Below are 20,394 nucleotides of genomic sequence, written 5' to 3'. Positions count from 1 at the left end.
CACACCATATCGCTGGTTGTATCGGCTCGGGTCGGTCGTGGACGCGTCAGGGGACGAGGTGGGTGGACGCGCGGCGATCCGGGCGGCGGGAGTGGTGGCCCGAGCGGTCGCCGACCAGGGCGGCCAGGCGGTCCAGGCCGGCGTCGATGCGGGCCGGGTCCAGGGCGCCGCCGGACAGGCGCAGCCGGTGGGCGGGTCCGATACCCGGGTCGTAGAAGTGCGCCATGGGCGTCCACAACACGCCGAACTCCCTTGCGGACACCTCCAGCAGCGCGTCGTCGACCACGAACGGGACGGTCAGCACGGTGAACAGGCCGCCGGCGGGGCTGTGCCAGTGCACTCGGCCGGCCAGTGGGCCGTGGCCGAAGCGGGCGGCGAGACCTTCGAGGAGGTGACGGGGGTTGTGCAGGTATACGCGTGCGGCCCAGGTGGTTCGGTCTGGGGTGTTGGTGTTCGTATTGGTATTGGTATTGGTATTGGTATTGGTGTTTGTGGTGGTGGGTGGGGTGTGGGTGCTTCGGGTGAAGGTGTCCACGTGTACGACCCGGCGGCGGGTGTCGAGGGTGTGCAGTGCCGGTGGGCGGTGGGGGTCGGCGGTGGTGGGTACGGGCGCCGGGCCGTAGGGGTCGTCCTCCAAGAGCAGGAGGTCCAAGTCGGCTACGAGATCGAGCAGTTCGTGTCTGGCGGGCAGGTCCAGGCTGATTCCGGCCGGAGTGGCGAAGTCCGGGACCAGGTACAGCGCTCGGGGGCGCAGTCCGGCGGCGCGGGCGCCGTGTACCTGGGCGGCGAGGTCGTCGAGGTCGACGCCGCGCGGGCCGTCGGCGACGGGGAGTACCGGCAGTTCGGTGAGGCGGGCGGCGCGGGTGAGGCCGACGTAGGTGGGCGCGACGGCAAGGACCACGTCGCGATCCGAACGGCGCAGCGCCCGCAACGCACGGGTCAGCGCCTCCTGATGCCCGTCGGCCGGCTCGGCGCGGGCCGGGTCGACGGGACGTCCGGCGGCCAGGGACACCGCACGCGGGTAGCGGTCGGCGACCTCGTCGAGCAGGGCGATCGAGCGCAGCACGGGGTCGACGCGTGCCGGGGCGATCCACGTATCGGGTGTCCGACTCGGGCTCATCGCACCTCCGTTGCCGCACTCGCCGGGCCGCCGATCCGGTGCGTGGGCCGGGGGATCGCCCGTAGGCGACGAGGCTAGGAGGGTGGCGCGTGGGAGGGGCGGGATCTGAGCAAAACGTGAGGTTCGGGGGGTGGGTGGTGGCGCCGGACGAGTCGGCGTGCGGTGGCTCGGGGCGCCGGGCGGCTCAGGGCGTGGGGTGGGCCGGGCGCCACATGGTGGTGACCACGTGGCCGGTGTCCAGGGTGATCGTATCGAGAGTGGTGAAGCCCGCCCGTTCGTAACGCGCGTTGTTGGCCGGGTTGCACGACTCGAGGTAGGCGGGCTCGCCGAGGGCGTCGATCCGAGCCAGGTTCTCGGTCAGCAGGCCCATGCCGAGGCCACGGCCGCGGTGGTCGTCGTGGGTGGCCAACAGGCTCAGGTAGAAGTGCGGTTCGCTCGGTTGCGCGTCGCCGAGCAGCTCGAAGATGCGCAGGATTGCGTCGGCGGTGGGGCGGTCGGTGAGCTCGACCAGGAACGTCTCCAGATCGCTCTCCTCCTCCGCCGCCAACTCGCTCGCGCCCGGTGGGATCCACAGTGCCGCGGCCTCGACGTGCTCGGTGACCAGCGCCCAGGGGTGACGCAGCGCGGAGCCGGCGAGCAACCGCCAGAGCTGGGACGCCTGTTCGGCGCGACGCTCGACGTCGGGGAACGCCGGTCCCCACATGGGGTCGTGGAAGAAAGCGGTGGTCAGGGCGGCGACGATCGCGTCGACATCCGCGCTCGTCGCCACCCGTGCGGGTACGGGTTGGTACGGGGAAGTGCTCACACGCCCAGCCTAGGCCGACCCTGCCGGCGGCCCGCCCCAACCCCGTCCGGTCAGCCCGAATGCGCGGGCGTACGGGCCCATTCCCGTCGACGGCCGGGCCGAATTCGCGCGGTGGATGGACCCGCCCCCGTGCGTCAGCCGCGCGGGTGCGGAAGGGCACCCGAGCAGCCCAGGTCCGCGAGCCACTCCGCGGACGGCTAGGTGTATTGCCCATGGAGGTTGGTGACGGATCGCACGCGGTTGTGGTCTTCAACGGGTGCCGACGTGTCCGGGACGCTTGTGCCTGACGTCAGCAGTTGCCCAGGAGGCCACCGTCGTTGAACAGGTAGTTCTGGTCCGCATAGCCGGTGACGTTGCCCCTGTGGGTCGTCAGGTGGTACCAGTGGCCCTCGGCGTTGGCCACGGCGCAGTGGGCGGTGAATGTTTCACCGTTGTAGCCCTGGCCCAGGATCGTGTAGCCGAGTCCCGGTCCGCTGCGGATGTTGACGCCGTCGGCGAGGAAGTGTCCCGGGCTGCTCTGCACCGTAGCGGTTCGCGCCGCTGCGGTGCCGGCCGGAATCGTGAGGATTCCGACGAGTGCGGTACCGACGGCCAGGGCGGTGGCCCTCTTCGCCGTCTTGGCCGCGATCCGGGGAGTGCCGAACATGGACATGGGTCCTCCGTGGTGGTGTGGCCTTGGTTGGGGCGCGCGGTCGAGGAGCGAGTGTCCGCGGGAGGGGGTCAACAGGAGCCGCGCCACACGATCTTGACGAGGTGGACGCCTTCGCCGGCATTGCCCTTGTAGTGGCCGAAGGGGTTGTGGTCGAGGCAATCGGTCTCGGTACCGCCCTCGACCGCGTACGTCAGCTCGACGTGATCGGCTCCCGCGTGGGTGGTGCCGTTGTTGAACGCCGATCTGAAGAGCACGTCCCCGGCCCAGTCGACCGCGGTGGACAGTACGAGCGGGCCGGTCTGATCCTCGCCGCCGTAGGCGCACAACGACCCCTTGGCGCAGCCGGGCGGATCCGGCTCGGCCGAGGCGGTCGGCGAGGTGATCAACACGGTGGCCAGTGCCGTGCTCGCGGCGATTACGATGAGCGTGCTGCTGCGCATGGTTTGTCCTTTTTTGTTGGGTGCGGCGGGCCTCGGTGTGCCCGTCGCCGCGGGGTGCTCCCGGTTCCGCCCCGGTCGGGGCCGGGGGAGGCCGGCGTCGGGCATCCCCGGCGCGACTCCTCGCCGTGCCGGGTTCCTCCGCCGCCGCGGTGCCTCAAAGCCGGGAACAACCATCAGGATGGACACTCGGAGTGAATATTTCAATGCAATAAGTGACACTCCTCTTTATTGCCCGAGAACGAAGGGAACTCCCTCACCGGCAGACGGCCGGACGCCGGGACGCGCGGACGCCATCTTCATCCGCTGGGCGCCCTACGTCACCGCGGCGCGGGCATCTCCAGCGCCGTCTCCGGGGGCCGGGCTCCGACCTTGCGGAACCATCGAGTAGGTGAAGGACCGCTGGGATCCCCGGCACGCCACGACCCGGGCCGTGTCGGCGTGGCGCTCGACGAGTTCCGACACCCGCGTTCCCCTCACCGCCCGCGCCCAGGAGGCGCGTTCGGTGCGGCCGACCCTGCGCACGACCGACGAGGCGCCGTCCGAGAAGGCCGACCGGACCGTCATCGCGGACATGGACATCCGCGCCCAGGGCCGGTGCCGGGGCGAGGCCGATTCCCCGTCCGGGTACGCCGAGTTCCGCAGGACCGTCAACGCTCGCGACGAACTCACCACTCAGGGGGCCGGGCGAAGGTGTGCCGGTCGACGGTGACCGGGCCGAACGTCGGTCCGTAGGAGCCCCATTCGTAAGTTGTCCAGCAACGACCAGTGCAGGTAGCCGCGTACGTCGATGCCGTCGACCGGCGCCGCCGCCAATTGGGCCAGGGCGCGCGAGGTATGGGCGATCCGCCGGGTGTCGTCGTTCGTCGCCCGGCGCGGGCTCCGTACCCGACGCCGCCGGGGTGGCCCGAATCCTGCTCGCCGCCGTCGACGGCCTTCGGCTCCAGTGGCTCCTGAAGCCGGACATGGAAGCACGAAACCGCCGAGTCGTCGTTCCGGTCTGGCGTGGCGGGGGCATCGTCGGGTAGATGTCGACCATGACCGCACGAGCAGCCCAGCCACCTCCGAGCCGCAGCGCCGGCGGTCACCATCACCTACCCGTCCATCTCAGCCCACTCGCCCGCCGCCTGACCCCGGCCGGCATCGCGCTACCGGTCCTGATCCTGGCCGCCACCCTGTTCGCGGTGGCCGCCGACACCAACGCGGCAAGCGCCCGCGCCCTGTGGATCCTGGCCGCGATCGGCTCCATCATCGGAGCCGGCATCGCCTGGACCGACATCCTGATCGTCGTACACCGCCGCCGCCCATCGGGCCGACCCCGCCCGCCCACCGTCAACGGGCCCCGCACCACGGATGGTTGACCGGGGCCGGTGACCGACCGGTCGCGGCGCCCCGACCAACGACAGAGCGAGCAACCCGACCGGCCCCTGGCCACACGCCCTGACCGCCCGCCGCCCGCGACTTCACGGGGGCACTCACCTCGACGGGGAACGACCCACGCCTACCCCGGAGTCGGGTCGCCGCCGGGCCCACCCGGCAGCGCCGCCCCGGCCGCGGCCAGCCGGCCGGCCAACTCGCGGCAGCGGGCGCCCAGTTCCGGCGGGGCGATCGCCTCGAAGTCGTGGCCGAGCAGCGCCACGTGCATCAGGACGTAGTCGAGGCTGCCCCCACCGCTGACGACCTCGCAGCGGTCGTCCCCGCGCGGGTGTACGACGGCCGCCGACGGGGGGATCTGCGCGCGTACCGTGTCGGCCGGCGCGTGGACCAGGAAGCGGGCCTGGTGCGCGTACACCCGACTCGCCACACCCTCCTGTACATAAGCCGCCGCGTCCGGCGCGGCGCGCGGCCGGAAGCGCCAGGTCCGCGCCGACACCCCGGTCATCCGGTCGACCCGGAAACTGCGCCAGCCGTCCCGGTCGAGGTCGTACGCGAGGAGATACCACCGTCGGTCGGAGGCGACCAGCCGATACGGCTCGACCCGCCGCCGCCGTACCTCGCCCCCGGACGGGTAGTCGAAGCCCGCCTCGACCTCGTCCCGGCACGCCCCCGCCAGCGTCATCACCACCTCGGGGTCGACGGGCGTACGCCCCCGGCCGAAGAACTCCACCGAACCCGACAGCGCCCGCACCTCGTGCCGCAACCGCGCGGGCAACACCCGATCGAGTTTGGTCAACGCTCGGAGCGCCGCCTCCCCGGCACCGGCGACCGCGCCGCCCGCACCCGCGAGCAACGACACCGCGGTCGCGATCGCCTCCTCGTCGTCCAGCAGCAGCGGCGGCACCTCCTGCCCCGCGCCGAGCCGGTAGCCCCCGCCGACCCCCTGCCCGCCGTGCACCGGATACCCCAGCACTCGCAGCCGCTCCACATCGCGCCGCACGGTCCGCGCGGTGACCCGAAGCCGATCGGCCAACTCCGCCCCGGTCCACACCCGCCGCTGCTGCAACAACCCGAGCAACGTGAGCACCCGCTCCGTGGTCCCCAACTCGCCACCGCTCGCCACAACCATGCCGTCCACGGTGCCAGAGACAGCGGACCGATCCTGTCCGCAATGCGTGCCAGGATCGCCGAGGTGGGAGGAGCAGCAAGAGCCCAATGAAGAAACACCCCCGAATCCCCACGAAGAAACACCCCCGAACCCCCACGAAGTCACACCCCGAATCCCCACGAACGGATCACCCCATGAGCCGCCACATCCAGGTCACCTTCGACGCCCACGACCCCAAGGCCCTGTCCACCTTCTGGCGCGACGCCCTCGGCTACGTGCACCCCGCCCCGCCCGGGGTCGACCTGCCCGAGGGCGCCGACCCCCTCGCCGCCTGGGACGACTTCCTCGCCCGGATCGGCGTCCCGGAGGAGCAGCGCAACTCGCGATCGGCCATCGAGGACCCGGACGGCCGGGGCCCACGCGTGTTCTTTCAGCAGGTACCGGAAGGCAAGACCGCCAAGAACCGTGTCCACCTCGACGTCCGCGCGGCCCCCGGCCTCCGGGGCGAAGAACGTATGGCAGCCCTCGAAGCCGAATGCACCCGCCTCGAAGCCCTCGGCGCCAAACGCGTCCACCGCCAGGACCCCACCCCACCCCTCGAAGCCGGCCACATCGTCATGACCGACCCGGAAGGCAACGAATTCTGCCTCGACTGACCCCTGACCCGGGACCGCTCCGACACCGGCCGCCCCCACGCCCCCGGCCGCACCTCAGACCAGGTTTGCCTCGTAGGCGGTGATGACCAGGTGGATGCGGTCTCGGGCGGTCAGTTTGGAGAGGAGGCGGGCCACGTGGCTTTTTGTGGTGGCCATCGTGATGTACAGCTCGGCGGCTATTTCGGCATTGGAGAGGCCGCGGGCGATCAGGATCAGGACCTCGCGTTCGCGGTCGGTGATGCCCTCGATCGGGCGTCGGGGGCGGGTGGGTGTGGGGGGTCGGTCGGCGAAGTCGCGGATCAGGCGGCGGGTGACCGCCGGGGCGATCAGCGCGTCGCCGGCGGAGACCACCCGGATCGCGGCGATGATGTCCTCCAGCACCATGTCCTTCACCAGGAACCCGGCGGCGCCCGCGCGCAGCGCCCCGTACACGTTCTCGTCCTCGTCGAACGTGGTGAGCACGATCACCCGCGAGGCCGGGGACTTCGCGGTGATGATCCGGGTGGCCTCGATCCCGTCCATCACCGGCATCCGGATGTCCATCACCACCACGTCCGGACCGAGTTCGTCGACCAGCCGGACCGCGTCGGCGCCGGTGCCCGCCTCGCCCACCACGTCGATGTCCGCGATGTCGGCGATCAACATCCGCAGCCCGGCACGCACCACCGGCTGGTCGTCGACCAAGACGACCCGGATCGTCATATCGGCAACCCCGCGGCCACCCGGAAGCCGCCCTCGGGCCGCGGCCCGGAGCTGAACCACCCGTGCAGCAGGGCGACCCGCTCACGCATCCCGGCGATCCCGTAGCCGCTGCCGGCAAGCCCCGCCGCCCGACCGCCGGCTCTGCCGCCGCCCCCGTCGTCCACGATCTCCAGCGCCAACTCCGCCACCCCGTAGTCCACCGACACCCGGCAGCGGTCGGCCCCCGCGTGCCGCACCACGTTGGTGACCGATTCCTGGATGATCCGGAACGCCGACAACTCGATCTCCGCCGCCAGCGGCCGAGGTTGCCCCAGCCGGCGGATCTCCACCCGGACCCCCGCCTCCGCCATGCCCGCCACCAGTCGATCGAGGTCCGCGAGGCCCGCCGCCGGCGCGCCCGGCGCCGAGCCCACCGCGCCGTCGTCCGCCGCGCCGTCGTCCGCCTCGCGCAGCGCGCCGAGCAGGTGCCGCAGCCCCGTCAGCGTCTCCCGGCTGGTCGCCTCGATCACCCCGAGCGCGTCGCGCGCCCCCGTCGGCTGGGTCTCGATCACCCGCCGCGCCGCGCCCGCCTGGATCGCGATGGCGCCGATGTTGTGCGCGACCAGGTCGTGCAACTCCCGGGCGATCCGCAGCCGTTCGGCCTGCACCGCCTGTACCGCGACCTGCGCCCGCAACTCTTCGGCGTGGTCCTGCCGGAGGCGGATCCAACTGCCCAGGATCCACGCCGCGACGGCGATCACCGCCAGCCCCGAGGACGGCCCGGTGAGCACGGCGAAGATCCGGCCCGCCGGTACGAAGGCCGTGGCGACCACGGCCCAGCCGGTGAGCACGCCCACCAGACCCACCACCGAGGCCCGGCGCGTACAGGTCACCGCGAGATGGAAGACCACTACATCCGCCGCCAGGAACAGCGGCCAGCACCGCGTCCCGAACACCCGAGCCGCGACCGCCTCGGCCACCAGCAGCCCGAGCACCGGCAATGGCCGCCGCACCGCCCACCCGATCGGCAGCGCCGTCACCACGGCCACCGCCACCACCACACCCGGCGACGGCGACAGGAAACGATCCCGAGCCAGGAACACCGGATGGATCGGCTGCGGCAGCGTCCCGTACAGCAGCAGCGCGAACGCGGGGACCGCGCACCAGCCGAGCGTCGTCAACGCGCCCGGCGACAACCGGGTCGGCGGGGCGGAGGGCTTCGAGAGTCGTGGCACGTGCCGACCCTAGCCGGCATCCGCCCCACCCCGAATCAGCCCGTGGACTGCATCCCACGGACGGAGCCGAGCCCACCCGGGGAAGGAGCCGCCCGCCCCCGCAGACCGCGCCGCCCGCCCCCGAGGCCGGGCCACGGGCCGATGCGACCCACCCCCGCCCCCCGGCAACCTCGACGGCATGATCGAGATCGAACACCTCACCAAACGCTACGGCCGCGTCCTGGCCGTCGACGGCCTGACCTTCACCGTGCGCCCGGGCCGGGTGACCGGATTCCTCGGGCCGAACGGCGCGGGCAAGACCAGCACCCTGCGCATGCTGCTCGGTCTGAACACGCCCACCAGCGGCCGGGCGACCATCGACGGGCGCTCGTTCCGCGACTTCGGCACCGGACTGCGCCACGTCGGCGCGCTCCTCGACGCCAACGACGTACACAACGGCCGCACCGCGAACGCCCACCTGGGCGCGCTGGCCCGCAGCAACGGACTCCCGCGCGGCCGGGTGCGCGAGGTCTTGGCCACCGTCGGCCTGGGCGACGCGGGCCGGCGCCGGATCGGCGGCTTCTCGCTCGGTATGCGGCAGCGCCTCGGCATCGCCACCGCCCTGCTCGGCGACCCGCCCGTGCTGCTCTTCGACGAACCGGTCAACGGCCTCGATCCGGAGGGCATCCGGTGGGCGCGCGGGTTGTTCCGCGAACTGGCGGCGGAGGGCCGTACCGTGCTGGTCTCCAGCCACCTGATGGGCGAGATGGAACACACCGCCGACCACCTGGTCGTGATCGGCGCCGGGCGGTTGATCGCGGACGAATCGCTCGCCGCCTTCGCGGCCCGCGCGACCACCGGCGGCGTCACCGTGCGAACGCCCGACCCGACCGCGCTGGCCGCCGTGCTGGCCGCGGCCGGCGCCACGGTCCGGGCGCACGGACCCGACACGCTCGCGGTGACCGGCCCGACGGCCGCCGAGGTGAACGAACTGGCCTTCACCCACCGGGTGATGGTCCACGAAGTCACCGCACACGGCGGCACCCTGGAGGACGCCTTCATGCAGCTCACGGCAGACAGCGTGCGGTATCGCGCGGCGGCGACGGCAGCCCGCGCCGAGGGCAGGGCGGGCCGGTGAGCATCACGTGGACCACCCCGGACACCCGCCCCCGATGGCGCGACCTGATCGCCGCCGAGTGGATCAAACTGACCTCGCTGCGCTCGACCCCGATCGTGCTCGGCCTGCTCGTCCCGCTCTACCTCTACTTCGCCCACGACGGCGCCGCGACCACGTACGCGCACTGGCCGACCCTGGCCGCCGAACTCAAGCGGCACCCGGATCCGGCGCACGACGCCTTCCCCTTCCCGAAGTTCCTGCTGCTGATGGCCACCGCCGGCACGCTCGGCGCGATGACCGTGGCAGGGGAACAGGCGAGCGGCCTGATCCGGACCACGTTCATCGCGGTACCGGCGCGCACCCGGGTCCTGGCGGCCAAGGCGGCGGCGCTCACCGGCACCCTCGCCGGCGTCGGCCTGGTGATCGGCGTCGGCGTCTGGGGTGTCACGCTCGCCACCTACGGCGACCGGATCCCGGGCTTTTCGTACGGCACCCCCGGCGTGGGCCGCGCCATCGCCGGCACCGCCCTGCTGCTTCCGGTCTGCGGGCTGATCGGGATGGCCCTGGCGGCGATCATCCGCAACACCGCCGGAACGGTATTCGCGGTGCTCGTTTTCTTCCTGGCCGGACCGGTGGCCGGAAAGGGACGCATCCCGCCGCTGGACGCGGAATGGAGCGCGCACGTGACCAACGCGCTGCCGGGCTACGCGTGGGGGCGGCTGACCGTGATGGACCCGGGCCACACCGTCGAACGGCTGCCGTCCGTGCCGACGGCCTGGATCACGCTCGCCGCCTGGGCGTTCGCCGCGCTCGCGGTACTGCTGCCGCTGCTGCGCCGCCGCGACGTCTGACCCGCGCCGTGCCCCGCCGCCGGCCCCCACCGCGACAAGGACCCAGGATGCCCACGCCCACGCTCACCACCGCGATCCACTCCCGCCCCGCCCGCTACCCCGACCTCCTCGCCGCCGAGTGGCTGAAACTCTCCTCCCAGCGGCTGCTCCTGCTCCCCCTCCTCCTCGCCCCGCCCTGCACCGTCGCCCTGTCCTGGTTCCTGTGCTCCGGCGTGAACCTCATCGGCACGCGCGATCGCACCGACTTCGATCGACTCGCCGCCTCCTTCAACCACGGCGTCTGGGGCTTCCTGATGATCGGCGCCGCGGTGATCGGCGCACTGTCCATCACCGGCGAGTACGCGAGCAGCCTGATCCGTACCACCTTCATCGCCGTTCCGGACCGGCGCCGCGTACTCCTCGCCAAGGCTGCGGTGTCGGCCGTCGTGGCGACCGCGGTCGGTGTGCCGACGGCGATCGCCTCGTACGGGACGTCCCAGGTGGTGTTGTCCGGCAAGGGCCTCGGCCTCGCGCCCGGCGACCCCGGCGTGGCGCGCGGATTCCTGGCGGCCTGCGTGCTGCTCCCGGTGGCCGCGCTGCTCGGCCTGGCCGCCGGCGTGCTGGTCCGGCACCAGGCGGGCGCGGTGTTCGCGGTCTTCGTCACGCTCGGTGTGGTGCCCGAACTGATCCCCGAGGGCGGCCGATTCCTCGCCGAAGCGGCCAATCTCATGCCGCGCAACGCCTGGTCCGCACTGGCGAGTCTGGGCACCGCCGACGACGAACTCGGCCCGTACCCCCCGTCGGCGACCCACTCCTGGCTCGTCCTGGCCGGTTGGCCGCTCGCCCTCCTGGTCGCCGCCGCGCTCGTCCTGCGCCGTCGCGACCTCTGAGCGGGCGCGGGCCGTGGGCCGCAACGAGGGCAATCCGCCCACTGCGGAGCGTAATCGAACGGCGACGCCCAGGTAAACGGCGTCGGATCACCGGGAAAACCTTGACACGCTCTATTGGTCTGGACCACTTTGGCCTAGACCAATAAGCGCGCAGGGCGGGCTGTCGCGCATGCAAGTCCCATCGCTACCACCCACATCGCTTCTCCACGCACGGAGGCAGTAGTGGCACGCGTTTCGCACGTTCCGCGAGCGAAGTCCCCTCGCCGCGGGCATCCCACCCTCGCCGCCCTCGCGGCGATCACCCTGGCCGGCGCCGGTCTCACCCTCGTGGGCGCCGGCAGTGCCCGGGCCGCCGACAACCTGGTGAGCAACCCCGGCTTCGAGGACGGACTTTCCGGCTGGACCTGTTCGGCCGGCTCCGGCGCGGCGGCGAGCACCCCGGTGCATGCCGGCACCGGGGCCCTCAAGGCCACCCCGGCGGGCGCGGACAACGCCCGCTGCAGCCAGACCGTCACGGTCCTCCCCAACTCCGCCTATACGCTGAGCGCCTGGGTCCAGGGCAGCTACGTCTACCTGGGCGCGACCGGCACCGGCACCACCGACCCGTCCACGTGGACGCCGGGCGCCGGCACCTACCAGCAGCTCACCACCACGTTCCGGACCGGTCCGTCCACCACGTCCGTCACGGTCTACACCCACGGCTGGTACGGCCAACCCGCCTACTACGCCGACGACATCACCCTGTCCGGACCCGGCGGCGGCACCCAGATCCCGGCCGCCCCCACCGGTCTGGCCACCGGCGCCCCCACCGACACGAGCGTCCCCCTCTCGTGGAACGCGGTGCCCGGCGCGACCGGCTACAACGTGTACCGCGACGGCACCAAGGTGCAGTCCGTGACCGGCACTTCCGCCACCGTCACCGGCCTGACGCCGTCCACCGCGTACAGCTTCCAGGTCACCGCGACCAACTCCGCCGGCGAGTCCCCCAGGTCGGCGACCGTGAGCGCAAGCACCACCGGCGGCGGTACCCAGATCCCCGCCACCCCGACCGGTCTCGCGGCCGGCGCCCCGACGTCCACGAGCGTCCCCCTCTCGTGGAACGCGGTCCCCGGCGCGACCGGCTACAACCTGTACCAGAACGGCGCCAAGGTGCAGTCCGTGACCGGGACTTCCGCCACCGCCGGCGGCCTGACGCCGGCCACCGCGTACAGCTTCCAGGTCAGCGCCACCAACGCGGCCGGCGAATCGGCCAAGTCCGGCGCGGTGACCGCGACCACCACCAACGGCGGGGGCGGCGGCACGCTGCCCAAGCACGTACTCACCGGCTACTGGCAGAACTTCAACAACGGCGCCACGATCCAGACCATCGCCCAGGTGCCCGCCGAATACGACATCATCGCGGTCTCGTTCGCCGACGCGACCGGCCAACCGGGTGGCGTCTCGTTCACCCTCGACCCGGCGCTGAACTACTCCGAGGCGCAGTTCAAGGCCGACATCGCGGCCAAGAAGGCGGCCGGCAAGAAGGTGATCATCTCGGTCGGCGGGGAGAAGGGCAGCGTCTCGATCAACAGCGCGTCCGCTGCGAGCAACTTCTCCAACACGCTGTACACCCTGTTCCAGAACTACGGGTTCGACGGCGTCGACATCGACCTCGAGAACGGCATCAACTCCACCTACATGTCACAGGCGTTGCGCTCGCTCTCCGGCAAGGTCGGCCCGAGCCTGGTGATCACCATGGCGCCGCAGACCCTCGACATGCAGTCGACCGGAACCGAGTACTTCAAGACCGCGCTGGCGATCAAGGACATCCTCACCGTCGTCAACACCCAGTACTACAACAGCGGTGCGATGCTCGGCTGCGACGGCAAGGTCTACAGCCAGGGCACGGTGGACTTCATGACCGGCCTCGCCTGCATCCAACTCGAAGGCGGCCTGGCGCCCTCGCAGGTCGGCCTCGGTCTGCCCGCCTCACCGCGCGGCGCCGGTTCGGGCTATGTCTCGCCGACCGTCGTCAACAACGCCCTGGACTGCCTGGCCAAGGGCACGGGTTGCGGCACGTTCAAGCCGAGCAAGACCTACCCGGGTCTGCGCGGCGCGATGACGTGGTCGACCAACTGGGACGCCCTGAACGGCAACCAGTTCTCCAACACCGTCGGCCCGCACCTCGACACGCTGCCGTAGTGCCACCGGGGCCTGTCCGGATCCCGGCGGGATCCACCGGACAGGCCCCGCCCGGGCCGGACCACGCGACCGGCCCGGGCTCCCCGCACCGTCCCGTCCCGACCACGCGAGGAATCCCATGTCCGGATCCACCAGCGTTCGTCCCCCCACGCGACCACGCGCCAAGCGGCTGCGCCCCCTCGTCGCCGCGACGAGCACCGCGTTCCTGACTGCCGCCATGCTCACCGTCGCCGGCGGCGGTGCGGCCGACGCCGCGGACACCACCGCCGCCGGTGCCGCCGAACTGGTTCAGAACGGCGGCTTCGAGTCGGCCCTGAGCGGCTGGACCTGCAGCGCCGGCAGCGGCGTCGCGGTCACCACCCCGGTACACGCCGGCACCGGAGCCCTCAAGGCCACCCCCGCCGGCAGCGACAACGCGCGCTGTTCGCAGACCGTCACCGTGCAACCCTCCTCGGACTACGTCATCTCCGGCTGGCTGCGCGGCAGTTACGTCTACCTCGGCGCGACCGGCACCGGCACCACCGACCCGTCCACGTGGACCGGCTCCGCACCGGACTGGACCCGCCTCACCACGAACTTCCGCACCGGGCCGAGCACCACCTCGGTCACCCTGTACACGCACGGTTGGTACGGCACCGGCGCCTACTACGCCGACGACCTCTCCCTGGTCGGCCCCGGCGGCACCACCCAAATCCCGGCCACCCCCACCGGATTGGCCGCCGGCGCGCCGACCGCGACCAGCGTGCCGCTGTCCTGGACCGCGGTTCCCGGCGCGACGAGCTACAAGGTCTACCGCGACGGGGTGTTGGCGCAGACCGTCACCGGCACGAACACCACGGTGACCGGTCTGACCCAGGCCACGGCGTACAGCTTCCAGGTCAGCGCGGCCAACTCGGCGGGGGAGTCGGTCAAGTCGGCCCCCGTCAGCGTGACCACCACCGGAGGAGGCACCCAGATTCCCGCCACCCCGACCGGTCTCGCGGCCGGCACGCCGACCACGACCACCGTGCCGCTGTCGTGGACCGCGGTGTCCGGCGCGAGCGGCTACAACGTCTACCGCGACGGGGTGTTGGCGCAGTCCGTGACCGGTACCACCGCCACCGTGACCGGACTGACCGCCGCCACCGCGTACGGCTTCCAGGTGAGCGCGACCAACGCGGCCGGCGAATCGGCCAAGTCGGCGGTGCTCACCGTCACCACCGCGACCGACGGCGGTGGCGGCCAACTGCCCCCGCACGCCCTGATCGGCTACCTGCACGCGAGCTTCGCCAACGGCTCGGGCTACACCAAGATGGCCGACGTTCCCGCGAGTTGGGACGTGATCAACCTGGCCTTCGGCGAGCCGACGTCGGTCACCTCCGGCGACATCCGGTTCAATCGCTGCCCGGTGACCGAGTGCCCCGGCGTGGAGAGCGACGCCGACTTCAAGGCCGCCATCCGGGCCAAGCAGGCGGCCGGCAAGAAGGTGCTGATCTCGATCGGCGGCCAGAACGGCCAGGTGCAACTGTCCACGACGGCCGCGCGCGACAAGTTCGTCCAGTCCGTCGGCGCAATCATCGACGAATACGGACTCGACGGCCTGGACATCGACTTCGAGGGCCACTCGTTGTCCCTGAACACCGGCGACACCGACTTCAAGAACCCGACCACCCCGGTGATCGTCAACCTGATCTCGGCGGTCAAGACGCTCAAGGCCAAGTACGGCAGCCGGTTCGTGCTCACCATGGCGCCGGAGACGTTCTTCGTGCAACTGGGCTACCAGTACTACGGAGCCGGGCAGTGGGGCGGCCAGGACCCGCGCTGCGGCGCCTACTTGCCGGTGATCTACGCCCTGCGTGACGACCTGACCCTGCTGCACGTGCAGGACTACAACTCCGGCTCGATCATGGGCCTGGACAACCAGTACCACAGCATGGGCGGCGCCGACTTCCACATCGCGATGACGGACATGCTGCTCACCGGCTTCCCGGTCGCGGGCAAGACCGAGAACATGTTCCCCGCGCTGCGCCCGGAGCAGGTCGCGATCGGCATGCCGGCCTCGACCCAGGCGGGCAACGGCTGGGTGTCCACCACGGAGGTCAACAAGGCGCTGGACTGCCTGACCAAGGGCACCAATTGCGGGAGTTACCAGACGCACGGTGTCCGTCCGAACCTGCGGGGCCTGATGACCTGGTCGATCAACTGGGACCGGTTCAACAACCTCGAGTTCTCGCGCAACTTCGACACGTACTTCCGCAGGTAGGCCCCGCGCAGGAAGCACCCAGAGAAGCACCCAGAGAAGCACCCCGGGAAACACCCCGGGCTGCCATCCCCGATACGACCCCCGCCGCCGGTACCCACGCGAGACCGGCGGCGGGCCGGTCCATGTTCGGCGACCCGCCGAATCCCGCTACGGGTGCAGCCAGTCGCCGTCCCGCAGGAGGGTGCGGCCCTTCAGCTCATTGGCCTCGCGCCAGGCCTGGAGGAGCCGTGGACGCAGGTGGAAGTAGTGGTACGGAGCGCCGGCCACGCGCGGGTCGAAGCCGCAGGCGGCGGCGAACGCGTCCGCCGTCTCGGCCGCCATGTCGGCGACCGCCACGGGTTCGGCGTCGGCCTCGATGATGATCACGTCGCGGGTCGGCCCGATGCCGAGCCGGGCCATACCGCCCGCCAGCAGGTTGCGCGCGGTCGGGCTCGTGGAGACGGTCGCGATCAGGATCGTCTCCCCGTCCCAGCGAAACGACAGCGGTACCAGATACGGCGTTCCGGTTGTCGCGTCGGCGGTGGCCACCCACGCGTCCACGTCGTGTTCGAGACGGTGCAGGGTGTCCAGGCGGCGCTGTTCGGCGCTGCGGGCGGGCGGTCGTGGCGTGCTCATGGTGCGGTTGCCTCCGATTCCGTGCTTGCGTCGTCGACCTAGTCTTGCGGACGCGCCGGCCGCCAGAAACGGGGGCCGATCTCCAGCGCGAGCGACGGCAGGAGCAGACTGCGCACCAGGAGGGTGTCCAGGAGCACGCCGACCGCGACCAGCACGCCCTGTTGCAGCGAGTTGACCGTGGGGATCACGGTGAGCGCGGCGAAGGTGGCCGCGAGCACCAGGCCGGCCGAGGTGATCACGCCGCCGGTGACGGCCAGTGCGGCCAGGATGCCCTCGCGGTGCCCACGTTCGCGGACCTCCTCCTTGGCGCGGGTCATCAGGAAGATCGTGTAGTCCACGCCGAGCGCCACCAGGAACAGGAAGCCGAACAGCAGCAACCCCCGGTCGATCCGCGGATATCCCAGCGCGTGGTACAGCAGCGCCGCCGCGCCCACCGCGGACCCGAACGACAACACCACCGACAGCAGCAGCACGATCGGCGCGACCACCGAGCGCAGCAGCACGATCAGCATCCCCAGGACGACCACCAGGATCAGCGGGATCAACAGCCTCTCCTCCTCGCCCTGCGCGTCGGAGGTGTCGAGCGTGACGGCGGTCTGACCGGCGACCAGCGCGGACCGGGTCTCGGCCGTTTCGTGGCGCAGCGTGTGCCGGATGCGCTCGATCGTCCGCCGGGCGGCGTGCGTGTCGGGACTGTCCCGCAACACCGCGGCGATGTGCGTCCAGCCACCCGAACTCGCCACCCGGGTCGCGGAGTCGACGCCCGGCACGCCCGGCAACTCGCGCAACGCCACGGCGGCGCCGGCATCGCGCACGTACACGTCGGCGGGCGCCGAGGAGCCGGCCGCGAAGTGCTCGGCGAGCCGCTCCTGCCCGATCACCGAGTCGACCTTCTTGGTGAACTGCTCGCCCTGGGTCTGCCCGGTGCTCAGGGTGAACGAGCCGCACGCGAGTGCCACGAGGACCACGACGCTGCCGATCCAGATCGGCCGGGGCCGCCGGCCGACGCCGCGCGCGATCCGGTTCCACGTACCGTGCTCGCGCTCCGCAGTCGTGTCCGCGTAGTCGCCCGTGTGGCGCGGGATCAGCGGCCAGAACACCCACCGGCCGAGGATGACCAGGAACGCGGGCAGCAGCGAGGTCATCGCGCAGAACACGATCAGCACGCCGATCGCCACCACCGGTCCCAGGCCGCGGGTGGAGTTCATGCTGCCGAACACCAGGCACAGCGTGGCGATGCCGACCGTGGCGGCGGACGCGGCGATCGCCGGCATCGAGCGCGTCACCGCGAGCGCCATCGCCTCGTGCCGATCCTCGTGCCGATGCAACTCCTCGCGATAGCGCGCGATCAGCAGCAGGGCGTAGTCGGTGCCGACGCCCAGGACCAGGACCACCAGGACGTACGAACTCTGCCCGTTGACGGTCAGATCGGCGTACTCGGCCAACAGATAGACCACGCCGGACGCGACCTGACCGGCCAGTGCCACCGAGATCAGCGGAATCAGCCACAACACCGGACTGCGGTACGTGATCAGCAGCAACAGCGCCACGATCGCCAGCGTGGTGGCCAGGAGCGCGGCGTCCATGCCGGAGTAGACATCGATGAAGTCGGCGATGTTGCCGGCCTGACCGGCGATGCGCACGTCGAGTCCGGCGACGGCGTGGTCCTCGGTGAGCTTGCGGACACTCTTCACGGCGTCGCCGAGCACCGAGTTGTCGCTCTTGTCGGTCTTCAGCGGCACCGTCAGGTACGCGGCGCGGTGGTCGTCCGACACGACGGCCGGGGCGATGTCGGCGGCGGCGATCCGCCGTTCCAGGAGTTGCCGCCGGTCCTCGCCGACCCGGGCCAGGTCGGTGCCGCTCAGGCCCTCGTCGCGGGTGTAGACGACGACCGCCGTCATGATGTCCTTGGCGGTGAAGTACTTGTTCGCGACGTCGATCGCGTGGGTGGACTGGGAGTCCGCCGGCAGCCAGGTCTGCTGTTCATTGTTCTGGACCGAACCGAGCTTGGCGGCCAGTGAGCCGCCGAGGCCGATCAGCAGCAGCCAGAACACCAGCACCACCCACTTCGACCGCCGCCCGGCGACGAACGAGGCGTAGCGCCGGAAGAGGGAGGGCGGCCGCGGCGGCGTGCCGGCGCCGGCCGGTTCGGTCACGGATGTCTGCGTGGTCATGGGTGCTCACCAGGGGTCGAGTGGGCCGCGCCTGCGTCGGTCGAACTGCTGACCCGACGGGGGCGACGAATGTGACACTCGACCGGGGCACGCGGTGGGTGCGGCCGGCTCGATGCGCGCGACCCGTGGGCGCCGGGGCCTAGCTGACGCGGTGACCGAACTCGGCGGCGAGTACGTCGAGTTCGGGGGTGCCGAACTCGGCCGTCAGGGCCTCGAACGTGACCACCTTGTCGTCGCCGAAGCGGCGGATCTTGGCGGCGAACGTGTCCGGGCGCAGGAAGCGGGGCGGGTTCGACTTGCTGTGGAACTTGTCCGCGTACATCACCAGGCGCTCCTCGACCGACTCCGCGACGTAGTCGTCGACCGGGATCGGCAACTGCTGGTTCACCACGTCGGCCCGGGTCACGCCGACGCCGGTGTGACAGGAGCAGAACCGGTGCAGCACCTCGGGCAGGCCCTCCTTGCGCAGGATCTCCGCGCCGAGCAGGCCGTGCCGTACGTAGTTGGCGCCGTCGAGCCGACCGGTCTCGTCGTAGAGCCGGTAGACGCCGATGTCGTGCAACAGGCACCCGGCCCGCACCAGGGCGTGGTCCACGCCCGCGCCGGCGGGGTCGGTCAGGAGCTGCTCCGCGATGCGCCAGACGATGGTGCAGTGGGTGTGCACCTTCTCGAAGATCGCTCGGGTGGGTGCGTACGCCCGGTGCAACGCGGTGATCTCGGCGACCGTCGGAAGTTGTGCCATCCGGGGAGCCTAGCCCAGGCGGCGTCGGGTTTGTCCGCACGGGCGACGGTCCCGCGTGGCGGCGACGTGGGGTGCGTCCGGGCTCGGCGGGGGGCTCGGCCAAAGGCCCGGATCGGGGTCGGGAAGGTCCGGGATCGGGTGGTGTGCGGGGGTGAACGGGCCTGTGTCGTCCGTGAGTTCGATCGCCGGCCGCCCCGGCGGGTATCCTCGTGGTTGCCTGATGTTCGCCCGGTCGATCCTGCGGGGGCATCCCGGGATCGGGCACCGTGGAGGGGCGACGGCCGGCGACGTGCGCGCGCACGCTCGGGCGAGTCCGTCCGCGACCGACGGCCATCCCAGCGAACCAGGACACGCGATGACCCCGACCACGCTCGCAGGGCCCGCTCCCGCCGGGCGCACCGACCACCACGCGTTCATCGCGATCGAGGGCCCACCCGGGGCGGGTGCCGCCGCGCTCGCGGACACGCTCGGCGCGGCACTGGGCTGCACCCCGATCGCCGGACGCGCCGAATCGATCCGCCTGGACACCCGTCCCGGACACGGCCTGGGCCTGGCCGGCCTGCTGCGGGCCGACGCGCTGGTCAAGCGCCACCGGCCGAGCGGGCCGGTGATCGTACACACGTGGGCGGCCGGCGTCGCCGCCGACGGGGCGGCGATCTACCGGGCCGACGGAACGCGGCTCAGCGCCCAGGTCGCGGAGTACCGGGCGGTGCTGGAGGAGCCCACCGTCACGGTGCACCTGACCGCCTCGGCCCGCACCCTGCGCGACCGCCTCTCCGGCCAGCGCGTCCTGTCCGCCGACGACCGCGGCTGGCTCACCCGCCGAGGCGCCCTCGAACGCGTGGCCGAGGCCCACCTGACCCTGGCCCACGAGGCCGACCCCCGACACGCGATCGTGATCGACATCGACGGCCACGACGCCGGCGCGGTAGCCGACGTGGTCATCACAACCCTCCAATCCCGCAAATTCACCACCCCCAACGCGGCATAACCAGGGGCCCCGCGCCGCCTCGCCCCGGCGGCGGTGATGAAGCGCAACGGCAACACCCCGGGCCCGGCTCCGGGGCAACCACGAACCCGGCCCGGGCCGCGCCGGTAGCGGGGGAGCGCGGTGGAACCGGACCCAGATGCCGCGCAGCGGTAGCACGCCCAGTGCCTTACTCCGGGGGCAGCCGCGAACCTGGCCCTGCCGGGGCCCCGGGCCGCCTCGTAGTGGTGGAGCGCAGTGGAACCGGATCCAGATGCCGCGCAGCGGCAGCGCCCCCGAGTCCCACCCGGGGGCTCTCACGAACCTGGCCCCACTCCCGGGCCTCACTCCCGGGGTTCCCACGAACCTGGCCCATCGTTGCCCTCGGCCCGCCTCGGCGGCGGTGGAGCGAAGCGGAGCCGCAACCTCGCTGCGTCACCGGTGGAGCGCAGCGGAGCCGGAGCCCTCTCGGTGTCGCGCAGCGGCAACGCCCCCCCCCGCCTTCCGCCCCCGACGGAGCGAAGCGGAGGAGAATCACTTCGCCTCCTCCCCGATGGGGGCTTTGCCCGGACGCGGGCCCGACCCC

General features: G+C 71.8%; 19 protein-coding genes and 1 pseudogene. 9 read left to right on the top strand and 11 right to left on the bottom strand.

The window, feature by feature from the left end:
- Positions 1-46 precede the first annotated feature (46 nt).
- The 4 genes from ACWGR4_RS38810 to ACWGR4_RS38795 all read right to left on the bottom strand — a co-directional run bounded on the left by ACWGR4_RS38810 (position 47) and on the right by ACWGR4_RS38795 (position 3,017).
- The gene (locus ACWGR4_RS38810; protein WP_452130917.1) at positions 47-1,120 is read right to left on the bottom strand and encodes an aminotransferase class I/II-fold pyridoxal phosphate-dependent enzyme; all 1,074 of its coding nucleotides are present in this window, start codon (positions 1,118-1,120) and stop codon (positions 47-49) included.
- A gap of 184 nt (positions 1,121-1,304) precedes the next feature.
- Entirely contained in the window at positions 1,305-1,925 is a 621-nt protein-coding gene (locus ACWGR4_RS38805; protein ID WP_452130916.1) for a GNAT family N-acetyltransferase, read from the bottom strand.
- Between the two features lie 289 nt (positions 1,926-2,214).
- Positions 2,215-2,577 (bottom strand): SH3 domain-containing protein, encoded by a 363-nt coding sequence (locus tag ACWGR4_RS38800; RefSeq protein WP_452130915.1) that lies wholly within the window; start codon positions 2,575-2,577, stop codon positions 2,215-2,217.
- A 68-nt stretch (positions 2,578-2,645) separates the two neighbouring features.
- Complete coding sequence (locus tag ACWGR4_RS38795) at positions 2,646-3,017, bottom strand: hypothetical protein (RefSeq protein WP_452130914.1); 372 nt, start codon at positions 3,015-3,017, stop codon at positions 2,646-2,648.
- A 388-nt stretch (positions 3,018-3,405) separates the two neighbouring features.
- On the opposite strand from ACWGR4_RS38795, the gene ACWGR4_RS38790 reads away from it, so the two are divergent.
- Entirely contained in the window at positions 3,406-3,726 is a 321-nt protein-coding gene (locus ACWGR4_RS38790; protein ID WP_452130934.1) for a hypothetical protein, read from the top strand.
- Here ACWGR4_RS38790 and ACWGR4_RS38785 read toward each other — a convergent pair.
- A pseudogene (locus ACWGR4_RS38785) lies at positions 3,683-3,884 on the bottom strand (family 1 glycosylhydrolase); the annotation flags it as partial. The gene ACWGR4_RS38790 and the pseudogene ACWGR4_RS38785 overlap by 44 nt on opposite strands.
- Positions 3,885-4,051: 167 nt before the next feature.
- On the opposite strand from ACWGR4_RS38785, the gene ACWGR4_RS38780 reads away from it, so the two are divergent.
- Positions 4,052-4,375: a hypothetical protein gene (locus ACWGR4_RS38780; protein ID WP_452130913.1), complete on the top strand. Its 324-nt coding sequence runs from the start codon at positions 4,052-4,054 to the stop codon at positions 4,373-4,375.
- Positions 4,376-4,515: 140 nt separating this feature from the next.
- Here ACWGR4_RS38780 and ACWGR4_RS38775 read toward each other — a convergent pair whose 3' ends face one another.
- Positions 4,516-5,520, bottom strand: coding sequence for a helix-turn-helix transcriptional regulator (locus ACWGR4_RS38775; protein WP_452130912.1), 1,005 nt, complete (start codon positions 5,518-5,520; stop codon positions 4,516-4,518).
- Between the two features lie 173 nt (positions 5,521-5,693).
- Here ACWGR4_RS38775 and ACWGR4_RS38770 point away from each other — a divergent pair, with 173 nt between their 5' ends.
- Positions 5,694-6,155, top strand: coding sequence for a VOC family protein (locus ACWGR4_RS38770; RefSeq protein ID WP_380003621.1), 462 nt, complete (start codon positions 5,694-5,696; stop codon positions 6,153-6,155).
- 54 nt (positions 6,156-6,209) lie between these two features.
- Here ACWGR4_RS38770 and ACWGR4_RS38765 read toward each other — a convergent pair whose 3' ends face one another.
- Both ACWGR4_RS38765 and ACWGR4_RS38760 read right to left on the bottom strand, forming a co-directional pair.
- Positions 6,210-6,857 (bottom strand): response regulator, encoded by a 648-nt coding sequence (locus tag ACWGR4_RS38765; protein WP_452130911.1) that lies wholly within the window; start codon positions 6,855-6,857, stop codon positions 6,210-6,212.
- Positions 6,854-8,071 carry a sensor histidine kinase gene (locus ACWGR4_RS38760; RefSeq protein WP_452130910.1) on the bottom strand — a complete coding sequence of 406 codons (1,218 nt, stop codon included), beginning with the start codon at positions 8,069-8,071 and terminating at the stop codon, positions 6,854-6,856. The genes ACWGR4_RS38765 and ACWGR4_RS38760 overlap by 4 nt, the downstream gene beginning before the upstream one ends.
- A gap of 178 nt (positions 8,072-8,249) precedes the next feature.
- On the opposite strand from ACWGR4_RS38760, the gene ACWGR4_RS38755 reads away from it, so the two are divergent.
- From ACWGR4_RS38755 to ACWGR4_RS38735, 5 genes are all read left to right on the top strand, one after another.
- Positions 8,250-9,188 (top strand): ABC transporter ATP-binding protein, encoded by a 939-nt coding sequence (locus ACWGR4_RS38755; protein ID WP_452130909.1) that lies wholly within the window; start codon positions 8,250-8,252, stop codon positions 9,186-9,188.
- Positions 9,185-10,018 (top strand): ABC transporter permease, encoded by an 834-nt coding sequence (locus ACWGR4_RS38750; RefSeq protein WP_452130908.1) that lies wholly within the window; start codon positions 9,185-9,187, stop codon positions 10,016-10,018. The genes ACWGR4_RS38755 and ACWGR4_RS38750 overlap by 4 nt, the downstream gene beginning before the upstream one ends.
- A gap of 47 nt (positions 10,019-10,065) precedes the next feature.
- Complete coding sequence (locus tag ACWGR4_RS38745) at positions 10,066-10,887, top strand: hypothetical protein (RefSeq protein ID WP_452130907.1); 822 nt, start codon at positions 10,066-10,068, stop codon at positions 10,885-10,887.
- 222 nt (positions 10,888-11,109) lie between these two features.
- The gene (locus ACWGR4_RS38740) at positions 11,110-13,068 is read left to right on the top strand and encodes a fibronectin type III domain-containing protein (RefSeq protein WP_452130906.1); all 1,959 of its coding nucleotides are present in this window, start codon (positions 11,110-11,112) and stop codon (positions 13,066-13,068) included.
- A gap of 118 nt (positions 13,069-13,186) precedes the next feature.
- On the top strand, positions 13,187-15,310 hold the full coding sequence (locus ACWGR4_RS38735) for a fibronectin type III domain-containing protein (RefSeq protein WP_452130905.1): 2,124 nt from the start codon (positions 13,187-13,189) through the stop codon (positions 15,308-15,310).
- Between the two features lie 147 nt (positions 15,311-15,457).
- Here the strand turns inward: ACWGR4_RS38735 and ACWGR4_RS38730 are convergent, their stop codons facing one another.
- The 3 genes from ACWGR4_RS38730 to ACWGR4_RS38720 all read right to left on the bottom strand — a co-directional run bounded on the left by ACWGR4_RS38730 (position 15,458) and on the right by ACWGR4_RS38720 (position 18,841).
- A complete protein-coding gene (locus ACWGR4_RS38730; RefSeq protein ID WP_452130904.1) occupies positions 15,458-15,925 on the bottom strand; it encodes a pyridoxamine 5'-phosphate oxidase family protein in 468 nt (155 codons plus the stop codon).
- A gap of 38 nt (positions 15,926-15,963) precedes the next feature.
- Positions 15,964-18,099 carry an MMPL family transporter gene (locus ACWGR4_RS38725; protein WP_452130903.1) on the bottom strand — a complete coding sequence of 712 codons (2,136 nt, stop codon included), beginning with the start codon at positions 18,097-18,099 and terminating at the stop codon, positions 15,964-15,966.
- Positions 18,100-18,238: 139 nt separating this feature from the next.
- Positions 18,239-18,841, bottom strand: a complete 603-nt coding sequence (locus ACWGR4_RS38720; protein WP_380003631.1) for an HDIG domain-containing metalloprotein — start codon at positions 18,839-18,841, stop codon at positions 18,239-18,241.
- 355 nt (positions 18,842-19,196) lie between these two features.
- Here ACWGR4_RS38720 and ACWGR4_RS38715 point away from each other — a divergent pair, with 355 nt between their 5' ends.
- Positions 19,197-19,832, top strand: a complete 636-nt coding sequence (locus ACWGR4_RS38715) for a hypothetical protein (protein WP_380003633.1) — start codon at positions 19,197-19,199, stop codon at positions 19,830-19,832.
- The last annotated feature ends 562 nt before the right edge of the window (positions 19,833-20,394 follow it).

The sequence above is a fragment of the Embleya sp. NPDC055664 genome, assembly GCF_053618075.1.
The sequence above is the reverse complement of the archived record's forward strand: the minus strand, read 5'-3'. Positions and strand labels throughout refer to the sequence as shown.